Annotated in this window: 13 protein-coding genes and 1 pseudogene; 7 read left to right on the top strand and 7 right to left on the bottom strand. The window is 65.4% G+C overall.

Annotated features, from left to right (window positions below):
- Positions 1–27: 27 nt before the first annotated feature.
- The 5 genes from GXH28_RS12380 to GXH28_RS12360 all read right to left on the bottom strand — a co-directional run bounded on the left by GXH28_RS12380 (position 28) and on the right by GXH28_RS12360 (position 4,762).
- Positions 28–1,065 carry a PAS domain-containing sensor histidine kinase gene (locus GXH28_RS12380; RefSeq protein ID WP_169239344.1) on the bottom strand — a complete coding sequence of 346 codons (1,038 nt, stop codon included), beginning with the start codon at positions 1,063–1,065 and terminating at the stop codon, positions 28–30.
- Positions 1,062–1,445: a response regulator gene (locus GXH28_RS12375; protein WP_169239343.1), complete on the bottom strand. Its 384-nt coding sequence runs from the start codon at positions 1,443–1,445 to the stop codon at positions 1,062–1,064. Before GXH28_RS12375 ends, GXH28_RS12380 begins: the two co-directional genes overlap by 4 nt.
- Before the next feature lie 194 nt (positions 1,446–1,639).
- Positions 1,640–2,920 carry a beta-ketoacyl-ACP synthase III gene (locus GXH28_RS12370; RefSeq protein ID WP_169239342.1) on the bottom strand — a complete coding sequence of 427 codons (1,281 nt, stop codon included), beginning with the start codon at positions 2,918–2,920 and terminating at the stop codon, positions 1,640–1,642.
- Positions 2,921–2,971: 51 nt separating this feature from the next.
- Positions 2,972–4,246, bottom strand: coding sequence for a beta-ketoacyl-ACP synthase II (gene fabF, locus GXH28_RS12365; protein WP_240550379.1), 1,275 nt, complete (start codon positions 4,244–4,246; stop codon positions 2,972–2,974).
- 153 nt (positions 4,247–4,399) lie between these two features.
- Positions 4,400–4,762: a hypothetical protein gene (locus GXH28_RS12360; protein WP_169239341.1), complete on the bottom strand. Its 363-nt coding sequence runs from the start codon at positions 4,760–4,762 to the stop codon at positions 4,400–4,402.
- Positions 4,763–4,897: 135 nt separating this feature from the next.
- Between GXH28_RS12360 and GXH28_RS12355 the strand changes: the two genes are divergently transcribed.
- The 7 genes from GXH28_RS12355 to GXH28_RS12325 all read left to right on the top strand — a co-directional run bounded on the left by GXH28_RS12355 (position 4,898) and on the right by GXH28_RS12325 (position 13,005).
- A complete protein-coding gene (locus tag GXH28_RS12355; protein ID WP_169239340.1) occupies positions 4,898–5,368 on the top strand; it encodes a SufE family protein in 471 nt (156 codons plus the stop codon).
- On the top strand, positions 5,358–6,422 hold the full coding sequence (locus tag GXH28_RS12350) for a site-2 protease family protein (protein WP_169239339.1): 1,065 nt from the start codon (positions 5,358–5,360) through the stop codon (positions 6,420–6,422). The genes GXH28_RS12355 and GXH28_RS12350 overlap by 11 nt, the downstream gene beginning before the upstream one ends.
- A 1-nt stretch (position 6,423) precedes the next feature.
- Positions 6,424–8,934, top strand: coding sequence for an alanine racemase (alr, locus tag GXH28_RS12345; RefSeq protein WP_169239338.1), 2,511 nt, complete (start codon positions 6,424–6,426; stop codon positions 8,932–8,934).
- A gap of 121 nt (positions 8,935–9,055) precedes the next feature.
- Positions 9,056–9,913: a hypothetical protein gene (locus tag GXH28_RS12340; RefSeq protein ID WP_169239337.1), complete on the top strand. Its 858-nt coding sequence runs from the start codon at positions 9,056–9,058 to the stop codon at positions 9,911–9,913.
- Positions 9,914–9,973: 60 nt separating this feature from the next.
- Positions 9,974–10,843 carry an intradiol ring-cleavage dioxygenase gene (locus GXH28_RS12335; RefSeq protein ID WP_169239336.1) on the top strand — a complete coding sequence of 290 codons (870 nt, stop codon included), beginning with the start codon at positions 9,974–9,976 and terminating at the stop codon, positions 10,841–10,843.
- 27 nt (positions 10,844–10,870) lie between these two features.
- Positions 10,871–11,617 carry a response regulator transcription factor gene (locus tag GXH28_RS12330; RefSeq protein ID WP_169239335.1) on the top strand — a complete coding sequence of 249 codons (747 nt, stop codon included), beginning with the start codon at positions 10,871–10,873 and terminating at the stop codon, positions 11,615–11,617.
- Positions 11,614–13,005: a sensor histidine kinase gene (locus GXH28_RS12325; RefSeq protein ID WP_169239334.1), complete on the top strand. Its 1,392-nt coding sequence runs from the start codon at positions 11,614–11,616 to the stop codon at positions 13,003–13,005. Before GXH28_RS12330 ends, GXH28_RS12325 begins: the two co-directional genes overlap by 4 nt.
- Here the strand turns inward: GXH28_RS12325 and GXH28_RS12320 are convergent.
- Positions 12,997–14,229, bottom strand: a complete 1,233-nt coding sequence (locus GXH28_RS12320; protein ID WP_169239333.1) for a geranylgeranyl diphosphate reductase — start codon at positions 14,227–14,229, stop codon at positions 12,997–12,999. The two genes, GXH28_RS12325 and GXH28_RS12320, sit on opposite strands and share 9 nt — an antisense overlap.
- An 85-nt stretch (positions 14,230–14,314) precedes the next feature.
- Positions 14,315–14,536, bottom strand: a pseudogene (locus GXH28_RS12315) (ISKra4-like element ISSiac4 family transposase); the annotation flags it as partial.

The following is a 14,536-nucleotide window of genomic DNA, read 5'->3' as shown; positions in this document are numbered from 1 at the left end:
AGACGGCCGCCGCCTACGCGCTCATGCTCAATCTCCGAGCTCCACCTGAACCGTCGTCCCCGCGCCGACTTCGCTGTGGATCGTCAAGCGCGCGCCGATCGCAGCGGCACGTTCGTTCATGATGTCCAGACCAATGTGCGTGGGCTTGCTGAGCTTCGCGTCGAAGCCACAGCCGTCATCGCTGATCACCAATCGCACTTGCCCGTTCGATGCGCCGTTGCTCGGGCCCGTGCTGAGCGCGACGCGTGCATGGACGGCGTTGCTGTGTTTGGCGACGTTGTTCAGCGCCTCTTGTGCGATGCGATAGAGCGAGACCTTCACGTCGGGTGACAGCTCGGCGTTGCCCTCGATTTGCACGTCCACCTCGATGCCCGACCGGCTGTTGATCGAAGCGGCGAGTTGGCGCAACAGATCGCCGAGGTTGGCCTCCATCAATGCGGATGGGCGCAGCTCCAGCAGCAGCGTGCGCATCTCGGCCAATGCGCCTCGGCTGAGCTGGCGCAGCTCGTTCAAGCGGCGCCGGCCTTCCTCCGGGTTGCGTTCCCAGATGCGAGGCAACACGTCGGCAATCACGCTGACCGAGAACAGCGTCTGGGTGACGGCATCGTGCAGGTCACGCGCCAGCCGGCTGCGCTCTGCCGCAACGGCTGCCTGCTGAGCCTGCACGCGCAGCTCGTCCTCTGCGCGTTGCCGTTGCGTGATGTCGCGCATGATGACGACGAACAACCGCTCGCCATCGCGATCCAGCTTGGCGATGGCGGCCTCGGCAGGGAACTCCCGGCCATCCTTGTGCCGCCCGTAAATCGGCCGCCGTTCGCTCATCGGCCGCGATGCGACCGGCGACGCGGCAAATTCCTCGAAATGGCGGCGGTGAATCGCGACGAATCGATCGGGGAGCAGGATGTCCAGCGGCTGCCCCAGCACCTCTTCTGCGGTGTAGCCGAAGATCGCCTCGGCGCCTTTGTTGAAGAACAGGATGCGCTGCTCACCGTCGAATGCGATGACGGCGTCAACAATAACGTGGAACAGGTCGGCGAGGTTCAACGCTGCGGGAGAGAGCGTCATACTTTGTTGTACACAAAGTATAAAGCCCTCAGGATGCCGTCCGGCGGCTCCGACTTGCTGATGAACCCATCCACGCCCTCGGCCAGGGCGGATTTGCGCGCTTCCGGCGCTCCGCTCAGCGCAATGATCTTAAGGCGCGGATCCAGCAGGCGCAGCGCGTCGAGCTTGTGGGCTTCGGGCAGTCCGGGGAGTTCCCAGTCGAGCAACACGATCTGGGGATAGGTCTTGAGGATGCTGTGCAACAGCTCGTCGGCTGCGCCGGCTTCGCCCACCACGAAAAAGCCTAGCTCCTGCTCGATCAGTAGGCGCAGCGCGGAGCGAACCTTCTCCTGGTCATCCGCCAGCAATACGCGCACGGGTTCGGCGACCAAACCGGACATTGCGCTATGTAGTCTAGGCGTGTGCGTGTTTGGGTGCGTCTGTCACTCGGTCAGTTGGCGAACTGGCCATTCGACCAGTCGCTGCGTCTCCCCCCTGCATCGCCGGGTGCCGGGCAATAAGTGGCTGGGTTGCCCGCGGCTTCGAGTCACTGGACAGAGCTGCGCAGTCTGCTGCATCACATGAGCCGGTGGAGTCAACCGCTGTTACTGTTGTTGATGTTGACGGTGCTCGCTTCGGCTCGGGCCGAGCTGTGCGTTGTAACGGCTTCCGGCCTTGGCGTGGGCGTAGATTCGCGTCCATCGGCGACCTTGTTCGGCGCGCTGCCGTTCTTGTCCGGCAATTCGCGCGAGGGGGGATGGAGCGTGGGGTCGAGCGTGCCGAAGATGCGGTCCTCGACGCGCCGGAACAGGCGCAAGGCGCGCGAGCGCACGCTGGCCACGCCATAGCCGATGCGATGAAGCGTCTTCTGCGACCGGCGCGCCGGCCGGGGCTCGCTCCACTCCATCGCTGCTGCCGCCCAGGTCAGCCCGGCGCCGAATCCGACGATGACGACGCGATCCTTCGGGCGCAGCACTCCGCTCCCTGCCGCTTCGGCCAGCGCGATTGGGATTGAGGCGGCGCTGGTGTTGCCGTAGCGCGCGATGTTGCAATAGAACTTGTCGAGCGGCACGCCGAGCGACTTGGCCGCCAGCTCGATGATGCGTAGGTTCGCTTGGTGCGGCACGAAGATGTCCACCTGATCGGTCGTCCATCCGGCTTTGTAGATCACCTCACGCGTGGCCCGCTCCATCACGCGGGTAGCGAAGCGGAAGACCTCTCGCCCGTTCATCTGGATGGTGTGCAGGTTGCATGCCAGCGCCTCGGCTGTAAGCGGATGTTTGCTGCCGCCGGCAGGGACGATGAGTAATTCGCCTCCCGAGCCGTCGGCGCGCAGCAACGTGGAGAGGACGCCGCCCGGCTGGTCGCTGGCTTGCAGCACCACCGCGCCGGCGCCGTCGCCGAATAGCACGCAGGTGTTGCGATCCTTCCAGTTCACGATGCGGGAGAGCGTCTCGGAACCGACCACCAGCACCGTGTTTGCGCTGCCCGCCCTGATTGCGTCGGCGCCCATACTCAGGCCGTAGACGAAGCCGGAGCAGGCCGCACTCAGATCGAACGCGCCGGCGCGCGTTGCCCCGAGCGCGTCCTGGACGAGGCACGCAGTCGCCGGGAAGAGGTGCTCCGGCGTCGTCGTCGCCACGATGATCAGGTCGAGCTGGCTGCCGCTCACGCCGGCCACATCCAGCGCTTCGATGGCGGCGGCGATGCCCATGCTGGCCGTGGTTTCGTTCGGACCAGCAATGCGTCGCTCGGCGATGCCGGTGCGGTCGCGGATCCAGCCGTCCGACGTCTCGACCATCTGCGCGAGCTCATCATTGGTCAGGACGCGCTGGGGCACATATTTGCCCCAGCCGGTAATGTGCGCATATCTCATCTTGCGACATCGGCAGCCGGACGCGCCGCAGCGGCAGCGTCCGGCTGATCGTCAATCGTTGAACTCGGAAAAGATGATGCATCCGTTGTGGCCGCCGAAGCCGAATGAGTTCGACATTGCAGTTCGGATGGGTTTGCGCACGGCGACGTTCGGCGTGTAGTTCAAGTCGCATTCCGGGTCGGGATGCGCGTAATTGATGGTGGGCGGGACGACGTCATCGTTGATGGCCTGGACGCAGATTACCGACTCAATTGCGCCGACGGCGCCGAACGAATGCCCGGTCATGGACTTGGTAGAGCTGATATGCAGATCATAGGCTGTCTCTCCGAACACGTCTTTGATCGCGCGCGTTTCATTCACATCGTTCAGCGGGGTGCTCGTGCCGTGCGCATTCAGATAGTCAATCTGGCTGGGCTGCAAGTTGGCCTGTTTCAGCGCCATGCGCATCGCCATCGCCGGCCCGCGCGTGTCGGGCGCCGTGATGTGGAAGGCATCGTCGGTGCAGCCGTAGCCGAGTATTTCGGCATAGATGTGCGCGCCGCGCGCCCGCGCATGGTCGAGCGATTCGATCACCAACATGGCTGCCCCTTCGCCTGTGACGAAGCCGTTGCGCGTCTTGTCGAATGGCCGGCTGGCGCGCTCCGGCTCGTCATTGTACGAGGAAAGCGCCCCCATGTTGTTGAAGGCAGACATCGAGAATGGGTTGATCGGCGTCTCGCAACCGCCCGCGATCGCCACCTTCGCACGGCCAGCGCGGATCATCTCGAACGCCTCGCCCAGGGCGTTGACGCCGCTGGCGCACGCCGTCACGATGCACAAGTTCGGACCGCGGATGCCGAAGTGAATGGCGATCTGACCGGTGGCCGTGTCGGGCAACATCATCGGCACGGCGAACGGGCTGATACGCCGGTGGCCCTTCGTCATCATCACGTGATGCTCGTTGAGCAGCGTCGTGATGCCACCGATGCCGCTGCCGACGACGACGGCGATGTCGTAGGTGTTGTCTTCGGTGATGGTCAGCCTGGCATCCTCGAGCGCCTGCTTGGCTGCGACGAGCGCCAGTTGCGAGACGCGATCCAGCCGGCGCGCATCCTTGCTGCCGAAGTGCGCGGCGGGATCGAAGTGCTTGACCTCGGCGGCGATGTGCACATCAATCTGGCTGTGGTCGAAGAGGGTGATGTAACTAACGCCGGACGTGCCCGCCACAATAGCGTCCCAGGTCGTGCGTACATCGTGCCCTAAGGGCGTGATTGCGCCCATGCCGGTGATGACGACGCGCGGCATGGATTGGGAATGATGGTTGTTGCTGATCACTGCTTGCTCCATTTAGCATTGCCTGAAAGGATTCCCTCAGGAATCGCAAAAGCGACGATCCAGCCTTGAAGGGCTTCGATCGTCCACACATTGGCCGTGCGCGGCATGATCAGGCTGTCGAGAGAAACACCTGACGCCGCATGCGGTTGCGGGGCAAGACAGCGATCAGGGCGCGCGGGGGACGGCAGCCGGCCCAGGCCACGCGCTCTTTATGCACGACGGGATGAAACCGATTACGCGGTCGAGCTGAGCCGTTTCAGGGATGAAATCTGCCGAGGGGAGGGTGTGGTAACCGAGCTTCTCGTGGCACAGCACGATGAGCGCTTTGAACTTTAAGTGTAGATCCAGCCGCGGCGCCTGCAGAAAGTGCCGGCCGTCTTCGAGCAGTTCGTTCACCGTGCTGGCGGCGATCAGGGCGCAGAGCATGGCGTAGGCGAAGCACATCGAAACATACAAGCCGATGGGCCCGGTCGTGATGTCTCGTTTGATCCGCTCTAAGTCCGGGAGTCGCTCGCCGAATAGCGCCATGTGAAGCTCAATTGTATCGCAGGCTGACTCAGGGGCTGTAGGGTGCTTTCGCGGTAAAAGCAACACATCACACCGTCAAGCGCCGGCGCCGTTCCGCGCCGATGGCGCGGCGCGGCTGCGCTATAGTAGCAGTGTATGGCTGACCTTTCCCGCTATCCGGAGAAGCTGCGCGAAGTGCTGGAGATCTTCGCCGCAAACCCGGGCGAACGCAATCACATGTTGATCGAGTATTCCGATCAGTTCCAAGGTGTGCCGGAGCGCATCGCCAAGCGCCCTTATCCGCAGTCCAATCAGGTGCCGCACTGCGAATCAGATTCCTACGTGTTCGTCGAGCCGATTGGCGATAGCGCCGGCGGGCCGCCGCGGCTGAAGTTCTATTTTGCTGTGGAGAACCCGTTCGGCGTTTCCGCGCGCGCGCTTTCTGCCATTCTCGACTCGACGATCAGCGGGTTGCCCGCCGACGAGATCGCCAACATGCCGATTGAGGACATCGTGCCGACGCTGTTCGGCAAGAACATCTCGATGGGTAAGGGGCAGGGCTTGCTCAGCATTGCTGCTGTCGTCAAGCGGCTGGCGCAGCGCTACACCACGCCTCATGTCGCTTGATCGCCTGGAACTCATCGCCCGGCTGCGCTTGGCCGTAGAAGATGCGATGAGCATCGAGGCCTACACCGTGCAACCCAATGGCGAGATCAGCCTGCGCGGACAACTCAAGCTGCCGCCCGATGAGGCCTACCGCCGGCTTCGGCCGCGCGTGGAGGATTTGGGCTACACGCCCTATCTGCGCATCCATGGCGAGCGCTACGAGGTGCTGGCCGTGCCGGGCGTGGTGCCGCGCACGCCATCGAACCCTGCGATCAACCTGATTTTGTTCATCGCCACCGTGGTTTCGGTGATCTTCACCGGCGGGCTGACGGCCGACGGCTTCAACCTGGGCAACGGGCTGATGTTCGGCGCGTCACTGCTGAGTATCCTTGGGGTGCATGAAGCCGGGCATTACATTGTGGGCCGGCTGCGCGGGGCGCGCGTGTCGTTGCCCTACTTCATTCCATTGCCGGCGCCGTTCAGCTTCGTCGGCACGCTCGGTGCCGTCATCGTCCAGCGCGAGCCGTTCGAGAATCGCCGCACGCTGCTGGAGATCGCCGTCGCCGGGCCGTTGGCCGGCTTCATCCTCGCCGTGCCGTTGTTCGTGCTCGGCATCTGGTTGTCGAACGTGGCGCCGTTGCCGCCGGCCGGCGAATACATCACCCTGGGCGATTCGCTCCTCACGCGGCTGGTCGGCGTCGCGCGCTTCGGAAGGGTGTATCCGAGCGACGGCTATGACATCATGCTGCACCCGATCGCGTTGGGCGCGTGGATCGGGCTGTTGATCACGGCCATCAACTTGATCCCGGCCGGCCAGCTCGACGGCGGACACATCGCCTACGCGCTGCTCGGCTCCCGCGCGCGCTATTTGTCCTACGTCGTCATCCTGGCCATGTTCGGCCTGGCGCTGATTGCGCAGACTTGGCTGGTGTGGGCGGTGCTGTTGTTCTCCTTCGCCCGCCAGCATCCGCCGCCGCTCAACGAAGCCGTGCGGCTGCAATCGCATCACTACGCCCTCATCGTCGCTGCTGTGCTGGTGTTCGTGTTGACGTTCGTTCCCAGGCCGGTTTATTGACTTGATTCGCCTTCTCGATCTGATCGAAGCGACGGGCGGCCGTCTGCTCGGTGATGCGCCCGGTGCGCGCGCATTCGCCGGCTTCTGCTTCGACTCGCGCCGCGCTCGGCCCGGCGAGCTGTTCGTCGCGCTCCGAACCGAACGCGGCGATGGGCATGACTTCGTCGCCGACGCCATTCGCAAGGGCGCAGGCGGGGCGCTGGTCGAAGCAGGACGTCTCGTGGCGCGTGAGCCGTTCGCGCCCGACGATGCGCCGCCCCTGATCGTCGTGCCCGATACCTACGAGGCGCTGACACGCTACGCGCGCCACATCATTCGTCGGCGCAACCTCCCCGTCATCGCCATCACCGGCAGCGTGGGCAAGAGCAGCACGCGCGCCGCCATCGCTGCTGTGCTCGGTCGCCGCTTCCGCGTCTTCCAGAACCCGGCGAATTTCAACGGGCGGCTGGGCGTGCCGATCGCGCTCGGCGCGCTGGAAGCGGAGCACGAGATCATCGTGCTGGAGATGGGCGCCGACCGGCTGGGCGAGATCCGTGAGTTGTGTGAGATCGCCGCGCCGCGCGTGGGCGTGGTCACCAATGTGAGCGAGGCACATTTGGCCTACTTCGGCGCACTCGATGAGACCGCGCGCGAGAAGCGCGCGCTGGTCGAGGCGCTGCCGACCGACGGCCTGGCCATCCTGAACTGCGAGGACCCGCGCGTTTGGGCGATGCGCGACTTTACCCGCGCCCAAGTGGTTGCCGTCGGAGCGTCGCTTTGTCAGGCAGCCCCGCCTCATCTGCATCCGTTGTCGTGCGCCATCGCTCACGCCATGGCGCGGCACTACGGCATCCCGGAACGCGAGGCGGGCGAGGCGCTCTCGCGCCTGCCGGCGCTGCCCGGCCGCAAAAGTGTCCTGCGCGGCGTGAACGGCGCGATCCTGGTGGACGATTCGTTCAACGCCTCGCCGGCCTCGATGCGCGACGCCGTCGCATGGGCATCCGGCGACCTGCCGGCGCGCGTCGGCGCGCATCCGCGCGGATGCCGCTTTTTGGTGTTCGGCGACATGGACCATCTCGGCGAACACAGCGCGCGCCTGCACCGCGAGATCGGCGCGCTCGTAGCGCAGCGCGCCGATGGGCGCATCAGGCTGATCACCCTGGGCGAACAGGCGTATCACGTTGCCGAGGGCGCGCGCGAAGCGGGGATGGACCCGGCCTCAGTCGTCGTCACCTACCTGGCGCGGGATGCGGTCGCTTACATCCGCGACCACGCGCGGGCCGGCGATCTGGTGCTGGTGAAGGGTGACGTGAGCGCGCGCATGGAGCGCATCGTCGCCGAGTTGCTGGCCGACCGCGCCGACCTTGCGCGGCTGCCGCGCCAAGAGCCGGGCTGGGAGTCGGTGCGCGTGGCTATGCCGTCCCGGCCGACCTGGCTGGAGGTGGACCTGGACGCGATCGCCCACAATGCGCGCGCCGTGAAGGCAGTCGTCGGCGAGGACGTGGCGCTGATGGCGGTGCTCAAAGCCGACGGCTACGGCCACGGCGCGGTGAAGGTGGCGCGCACGGCGCTGAACAACGGCGCGAGCGCGTGCGCCGTGGCCTCGCTGAACGAGGCCGCAGCGCTCCGCAACGCCGGCATAGACGCGCCCATTCTGATCCTGGGCTTTACCCCACCCTGGCACGCCCGCGAGGCGTTGCTGCGCGACGTCGCACTCACGGTCTATGACCTGGACGTGGCGCGCGCCTACGCGCGGGCAGCGCAGGAGCTGAACCGCACGGCGCGCCTGCACGTGAAGGTGGATACCGGCATGGGCCGCTTGGGTGTGCTGCCGGATGCCGCGCCGGACTTCATCCGCGCGGTCGCGGCGCTGCCGGGCGTGTGCGTCGAGGGCATCTTCACCCACTTCAGTTGCGCCGATTCCGACCCGGATTACACGCGACTACAGATCGCGCGCTTTCGTGAGGTGCTTGACGCGCTGGGGGATGCGCTTCCGACGCTGCGCTACGTTCACGCCGCGAACTCGGCGGGCGCGCTGGCTTACCCCGAAGCGCGCTTCAATCTGGTGCGCGTGGGCTTAGCCCTGTACGGTTTGAACCCATTCTCGCCCGCGCCGCTCCGACCGGCCGGGCTCGCCTTGCGGCCGGCGCTTACCTGGAAGACCACAATTGCCCAGGTGAAGCGTCTGCCGCCCGGTTCGCCGGTGTCGTACGGCAAGCAGTTCATCTGCCAACGCGAGACGACCATCGCCGTCATCCCGGTAGGCTATGCGGATGGCTTCCGCCGTGCGCCGTCCACCTTCGGCGAGGTGTTGGTGCGCGGCCGGCGCGCACCCATCGTCGGGGCCGTGTGCATGGATCAGGCCATGATTGACGTCTCGCACATCCCCGGCGTGCGGCTGGGTGACGAGGTGGTGCTGATCGGCCGGCAGGGCGACCAGCGCATCACCGCCGAGGATGTCGCCGCGCGCCTGGGCACGATCAGCTACGAAGTGATCTCGGCGATCCTGGCGCGCGTGCCGCGCGTGTCGTAAGCGCGCAGCTCAACGCTTATTCTGCTCTCATCTTGCCTCCATCGCTTCTCCACAGCGCCGCAATACCATCGAGCGCGAGCGGCAAAGCCGCAAGACGACAAACAAAAAGGAGACGATGAATATGAAGACACGCACATGGTTCAAAGTAAGTTTGGGGATGGGCGCTGTTGCCCTGATCGCGTCCGCCGGTCTGGCCTTCGCGTCGCCGGCGGCGGCGCTGGTGCCGGCAGCGTCGCTGCGAGCCGGCGCGCAGCACTGGGGCGGCGGGTTGGGCCGGAGCGGCGCAGAACTGGCCGCCATCGCCCAAGCGCTCAACATGACCGAAGCTGAACTGCGCACGGAGCTGCAGGCCGGCAAGTCGGTCGCCGACGTCGCATCCGCCAAGGGTGTGGCGCTGGAGACCATCGTGAACGCCGTCATCGCCGAGCGAACGACCGCGCTGAATGAAGCCGTAGCGGCGGGCCGCCTCACCCAAGCGCAGGCCGATGCGATCCTGGCCAATCTCAAGATAGTGCTCCCCGCACATTTGCAAGTGCGGCCGGTGGTTGGGTTAAAAGGCCATGGCGTCGGCTTGGGCAAGTGGGGCCGGGCGCACGGGCGTAAAGGTGGCTTGGGCAATCATGCCGGCGCTTTGCTCGGCCCGGCCGCCACATCGCTGAACATGACCGTCGCCGAGCTGGCCGCCGAACTCCAATCGGGCAAGTCCATCGCCGACGTGGCTGCCGCCAAGGGTGTCGCGCTCGACACAGTGATTAACGCCATTGTCGCCGAGCAAACCACGCGCCTCAACGCTGCGGTCGCTGCGGGGCGCATCACGCAAGAACAGGCCGATGCGGCCATCGCCAATCTGAAAGAGAATCTGCCAGAACTGCTCGCGCTGAAAGGCGGCGCCTTCGGCTTCGGCTTTGGCCGTTGGCCGGGGAAGTGGTTGCGGCCAGGCGTCACGCCGCAACCGACGAATACCGATACAACGCTGTAATCGCTTATACGGTGAGGGCTGGGCTGTGTTCGTAGCCCAGCCCGACACATTAAGCGCCTTATGGATAACGACGATTTGCCCGTTGGACGCATCCTGAGCCGGCGCGAAGCGCTCATGGTCCTCGGTGTTTTGGGTGTTGGCGTGCTGGCAGCCTGTGCTGCGCCTATTGCAACACAATCTTCAGGCGCATCGGTGGGCGAACAACCCTCGCCCGAACCGGTGGCTTCCCCAACGCCTGGCGCAACCATCGCTGCGATCGCTCAGGAGCTTACACCGGCTGCAACCTCAGCGCCGAGCGCAATCGAGACGACCACGAGTGAAGTCGCGCTGCCGACGTGCGTGGTCAGCCCGGCTATGACGGAAGGGCCATACTTCGTAGACGAGCGGCTGAACCGCTCCGACATTCGCGTGAACACTGCGGACGGCGCCGTGAAGGCGGGCGTTCCGCTCCAACTGACGCTGCGTGTGCTGCAGGTCAGCGGCCGCGGCTGTGCGCCACTGGCTGGCGCGATGGTGGATATCTGGCATTGCGACGCGCTGGGCGTGTATTCGGACGTCGTGGATCGCAGCTTCAACACTGTTGGCCAAGACTTCTTGCGCGGCTATCAGATCACCGACGCGAACGGTGTGGTCAATTTCACCACGATCTATCCTGGGTGGTATCCAGGCAGAGCAGTGCACATCCACTTTAAGGTGCGCAGTGCGAACGCCGCCGGTCAAAATTACGAATTCACGTCGCAGTTCTTCTTTGATGACGGGCTGAGTGAGCAGGTGTTCATGCGGGCGCCGTACTCCAGCAAGGGATCAGGGTTCCTGCGCAATGCCAACGATGGCATCTACCGGAGCGGTGGCGATCAGACCACGCTCACGCTGACGCCGGACGGCGACGGTTACCGCGCGACGTTCGACATCGGTCTGGCGATGGCCTAGCGGTCTCCCTCGTCCTAAAATCGCGTCATGTCTGCGCGCGTGCTTATCGTGGATGACGATCGGCAGATCGTCCGGCTGTTGCAGTCTTACCTCGAGCACGCCGGCATGATCGTCTTCACGGCGTTTGATGGCGAGGAAGCGATGCACGTCATCCGGCGCGAACGGCCGGACTGCGTGGTGCTCGACCTGATGATGCCCAAGCGCAGCGGCTGGGACGTGACACGGTGGGTGCGCGGAGATGAGCATCTCGCCGCCACGCCCATCCTAATGCTGACGGCGCGCGTCGAAGACACCGACAAGCTGGTCGGCCTGGAGCTGGGCGCGGATGACTACATCACCAAGCCGTTCAACCCGCAGGAGGTGGTCGCGCGTGTGCGGGCGATTCTGCGCCGGGCGCGGTGGAGCGCGCAGACGCCGCAAGCGGTCTATCAGATCGGCGGCCTTCGGCTGAACGATCACGAACATACTGTCTCGCTCGACGGCCGGCCGCTTGATCTCACCCCAACCGAGTTCGCGCTGCTGCGCGCGATGATGGCCAACCCGAACTATGCCTTTACGCGCAGCGAGCTGATCGAGCGCGCGCTGGGCTACGACTATGAGGGTCTGGAGCGCACGATAGACAGCCACATCAAGAACCTGCGCCGCAAGATCGAGCCTGATCCGGCCAACCCAACCTACATCGAGACGGTGGTTGGGGTGGGGTATCGTCTGCGCGCCGCGCCGAACAGTGCAAACGGTGAGCCGGACGCGCGCGGCATTGGAGCGCCCCTGTGAACCGCCTTTGGGTGCGCCTGACGCTGGCGTTTCTGCTGGTGACTTTGCTGATGGCTGCCTTCGTCGCCGTCGCCATCACGTGGAGCGCCAGCCGGCAGTTCCGTGGTTATTTGGCGCAGCCGGGGGTTTTCGCCCGCGGCGGCGCGCTCGACGTGTTGGAGGCACACTACGAGGCGTACGGCTCATGGGCGGGGGTGGGAGATTCACTGCGCGCGGTGCGTCCTCGGCTTCGGCGCGGCGCGTTTCCCAAACACCGCCCGCCGTTGCTCGTGACCGATGCCCAGGGCCGAATCGTGTATGACGAGGCGGGACGTCAGCGCATCGGCCAGATGCTCGATCCCATCGCGCTGGCCTCGGCGCAGCCGGTCGTGGTCAGCGACGCCGTCGTCGGCTACGTGCTTGCCGGCTCGCCGGACTTCGATCCGCTCGGCCCGTTGGAGCGGCGCTTCCTGAGCGATCTGCAAGGCTCAATCGCCCTGATTGCCCTGGTCGGCGTAGGCTTAGGGATCGTCGCGGGATTGTTCGTCAGCCGCAGCCTGTCGAAGCCGCTGACCGTGGTGGCCCAGGCGGCGCACGCCTTCGCCCAGCGCGACTGGTCGCAGCGCGTGCCGCTGAAAGCAACAGCCCATATCGCCGAGGTCGCCGAAGTGGCGCAAGCCTTCAACCGCATGGCCGACTCGCTCCAGCAAGCGGAGGCGCAACGGCGCAACCTGATGGCCGACGTGGCGCACGAGTTGCGCACGCCGCTGACGGTAATTCAAGGCTCGCTACGCGCCTTGTTGGACGGCGTGCATCCGCTGCAGATGAAGGAAATCGCCGCCGTCTATGACGAGACGCGGTTGCTTGCGCGCTTGGTGGAGGATGTGCGCGAGCTGGCGCTGGCCGAAGCGCACCAGTTGCCGATGGCGATCCGGCCGGTGGATGTCGGCGCGGCGCTGCGTGCGACGGCTGAGCGCTTCGCGGCTGCCGCGGATGCGCAGCAGGTCGCGCTGGGCGTCTCCATCTCAGAGGGGATTCCGCCGGCCCAGGCCGACCCCGACCGGCTGGCGCAGGTGTTGCACAATCTGGTGAGCAACGCCTTCCGGCACACGCCGCCGGGCGGGCAGATCACGCTGAGCGCGGAGGCGTTGGCGGATGGCGTGCGGGTGAGCGTGCGCGACACCGGGGAGGGCATCGCCGAAGAAGACCTGCCGCGCGTCTTCGATCGCTTCTACCGCAGCGACCGGTCGCGGTCGCGCAGCACAGGGGGCGCCGGCCTCGGCCTGGCGATCGCCAAGTCGCTGGTCGAGAACATGGGCGGGCGGATCGGCGTCGAGAGTCGGCTGGGGCAGGGCAGCGAGTTTTGGTTCATGTTGCCGGCCCTTGATCATCCCAAGCCATCATCCTGAAGATGCGCTCGACGAACTCGTCTTCTCCTTCTGCTGACGCATCCACTCATGCACCGCGGTGCTTAGCCAATGCCTGGTGATGCGCATCTGCACCGTCCAGGGCGCAGGCTCGATATGCTTGGTCAGGTAGCCGTCGAAAGTCAGGCGTTGCACATCGGGGTCGTCGCACATCTTGGCGAAGATTTCGCGTTGCAGGTCGCCGTTGTAGCTGATGCGTTGCAGGAAGGCGAGGAAGAGGTAGGTCGGGCGATAGGCTTTCCACCACGGCGCGTCGTAGTCCTGGCGGAGGTTGGCAGCGGTCGGCGCGTCCAGGTGTTTGGCGATGGCGCGCGCGGCCATTTCGCCGCTCTTCATCGCCCAGTAGATGCCTTCGCCGCTGGTCTGCTGCACCAGGCCGGCAGCGTCGCCCACCAGTGCGGCGCGGTCGTACGAGAGGTGCTTGCGCGGGTGCATCGGAAGGTGGTGCGCCTCGAACTTCACGCTCAGCCCTTCGCCGAGCTGATCGCGCAGCTTGTGCTTGAGGTTGGCCAGCAACTGGCGCGCTGCTTTGGTCTTGCCCGCACCCGCGCCGATGCCGGCGGCCACATGGTCGTATTTGGGGAAGACCCAGGCGTATAAGTCGGGCGATACGTCGTCGCCCAGGTAGAGCGCCGCCCGCTTCTCCCAGTATGTCATCGCGTGCGCCGGCAGTCGGATGCGCTCCTGATACGCGACGGCCATGGGCAGCCGCTCCAGCCCCAGCGACTTCGCCACGGTGGAGTAGGCGCCGTCCGCGCCGATCACGGCGTCGGCCTCGATGATGTGCGTCTTGTTGCGTTTGTCCTCGTAGGTCGCCCGGATGCCGCGCGGCCCGAACTCGACGTGCTCGAGCTTGCCCTCGATTAGCTCGGCGCCTTTGCGCACGGCGCGGTCGCGGATGTAGCGGTCGAACTTCTCACGGCGCACCATGGCGATGAAGTCCGTCTCCGGCGCCGGATGGCTGCTGAGGACGGGGAACTCGCTGTAGTGTCTGGGCGAGCACACGACGGCGATGGTGACTTTGCGATCAATCAGGTCATGCGGCAAATCCCAATCGCTAAATACGCGCGGCGGCACGGCGCCGCCGCATGGCTTGACGTAGTTTAGGTCGCGCTCGAGCAGGATCGTCTCGACGCCCAAATCGCGCAGTGTGTTGGCTGCCGTGCTGCCGCCCACCGACGAACCGACCACCAGCACTCTCGACATGGCTCACCTCCGTGTGTCATCGCACGGCGTCTATTTTGCGCACGAATGGCCGGATGCGCAATGCGCAAGATGTGAAGGGTCTATTTCAGTTTGGGGGCGAAGAATAGGCAGCAGACCACATCGCGTCAAAGGCGTGACCCATGACGGCCGCCCGAATCGGGAGCAGACGCTCGATGCCGAGACGGCTCCAGCGCATCCCGCTACCGGCGAAGCGATGACGGAATTGCTTACAGGCGCTCTCGACCACGCCGCTGCCGATCGGCCAGCCATCTTCGCGCAGGCTCTGGTATTGCATGCGTCGCCGGTT

Origin of the sequence: Candidatus Roseilinea sp. NK_OTU-006 (assembly GCF_012931985.1) — a bacterium.
GTDB lineage: Bacteria > Chloroflexota > Anaerolineae > J036 > Brachytrichaceae > JAAFGM01.
Note: the sequence above shows the minus strand (reverse complement) of the source record. Positions and strands in the feature narration are given on the sequence as shown.

Coding starts and splice junctions, on each gene's coding strand:
- GXH28_RS12355 (WP_169239340.1), top strand. CDS start 4,898: ATGGCTGACCTTTCCCGCTATCCGGAGAAGCTGCGCGAAGTGCTGGAG.
- GXH28_RS12360 (WP_169239341.1), bottom strand. CDS start 4,762: ATGGCGCTATTCGGCGAGCGACTCCCGGACTTAGAGCGGATCAAACGA.
- GXH28_RS12340 (WP_169239337.1), top strand. CDS start 9,056: ATGAAGACACGCACATGGTTCAAAGTAAGTTTGGGGATGGGCGCTGTT.
- GXH28_RS12330 (WP_169239335.1), top strand. CDS start 10,871: ATGTCTGCGCGCGTGCTTATCGTGGATGACGATCGGCAGATCGTCCGG.
- GXH28_RS12375 (WP_169239343.1), bottom strand. CDS start 1,445: ATGTCCGGTTTGGTCGCCGAACCCGTGCGCGTATTGCTGGCGGATGAC.
- GXH28_RS12370 (WP_169239342.1), bottom strand. CDS start 2,920: ATGAGATATGCGCACATTACCGGCTGGGGCAAATATGTGCCCCAGCGC.
- fabF (WP_240550379.1), bottom strand. CDS start 4,246: ATGGAGCAAGCAGTGATCAGCAACAACCATCATTCCCAATCCATGCCG.
- GXH28_RS12350 (WP_169239339.1), top strand. CDS start 5,358: ATGTCGCTTGATCGCCTGGAACTCATCGCCCGGCTGCGCTTGGCCGTA.
- GXH28_RS12380 (WP_169239344.1), bottom strand. CDS start 1,065: ATGACGCTCTCTCCCGCAGCGTTGAACCTCGCCGACCTGTTCCACGTT.
- GXH28_RS12320 (WP_169239333.1), bottom strand. CDS start 14,229: ATGTCGAGAGTGCTGGTGGTCGGTTCGTCGGTGGGCGGCAGCACGGCA.
- GXH28_RS12335 (WP_169239336.1), top strand. CDS start 9,974: ATGGATAACGACGATTTGCCCGTTGGACGCATCCTGAGCCGGCGCGAA.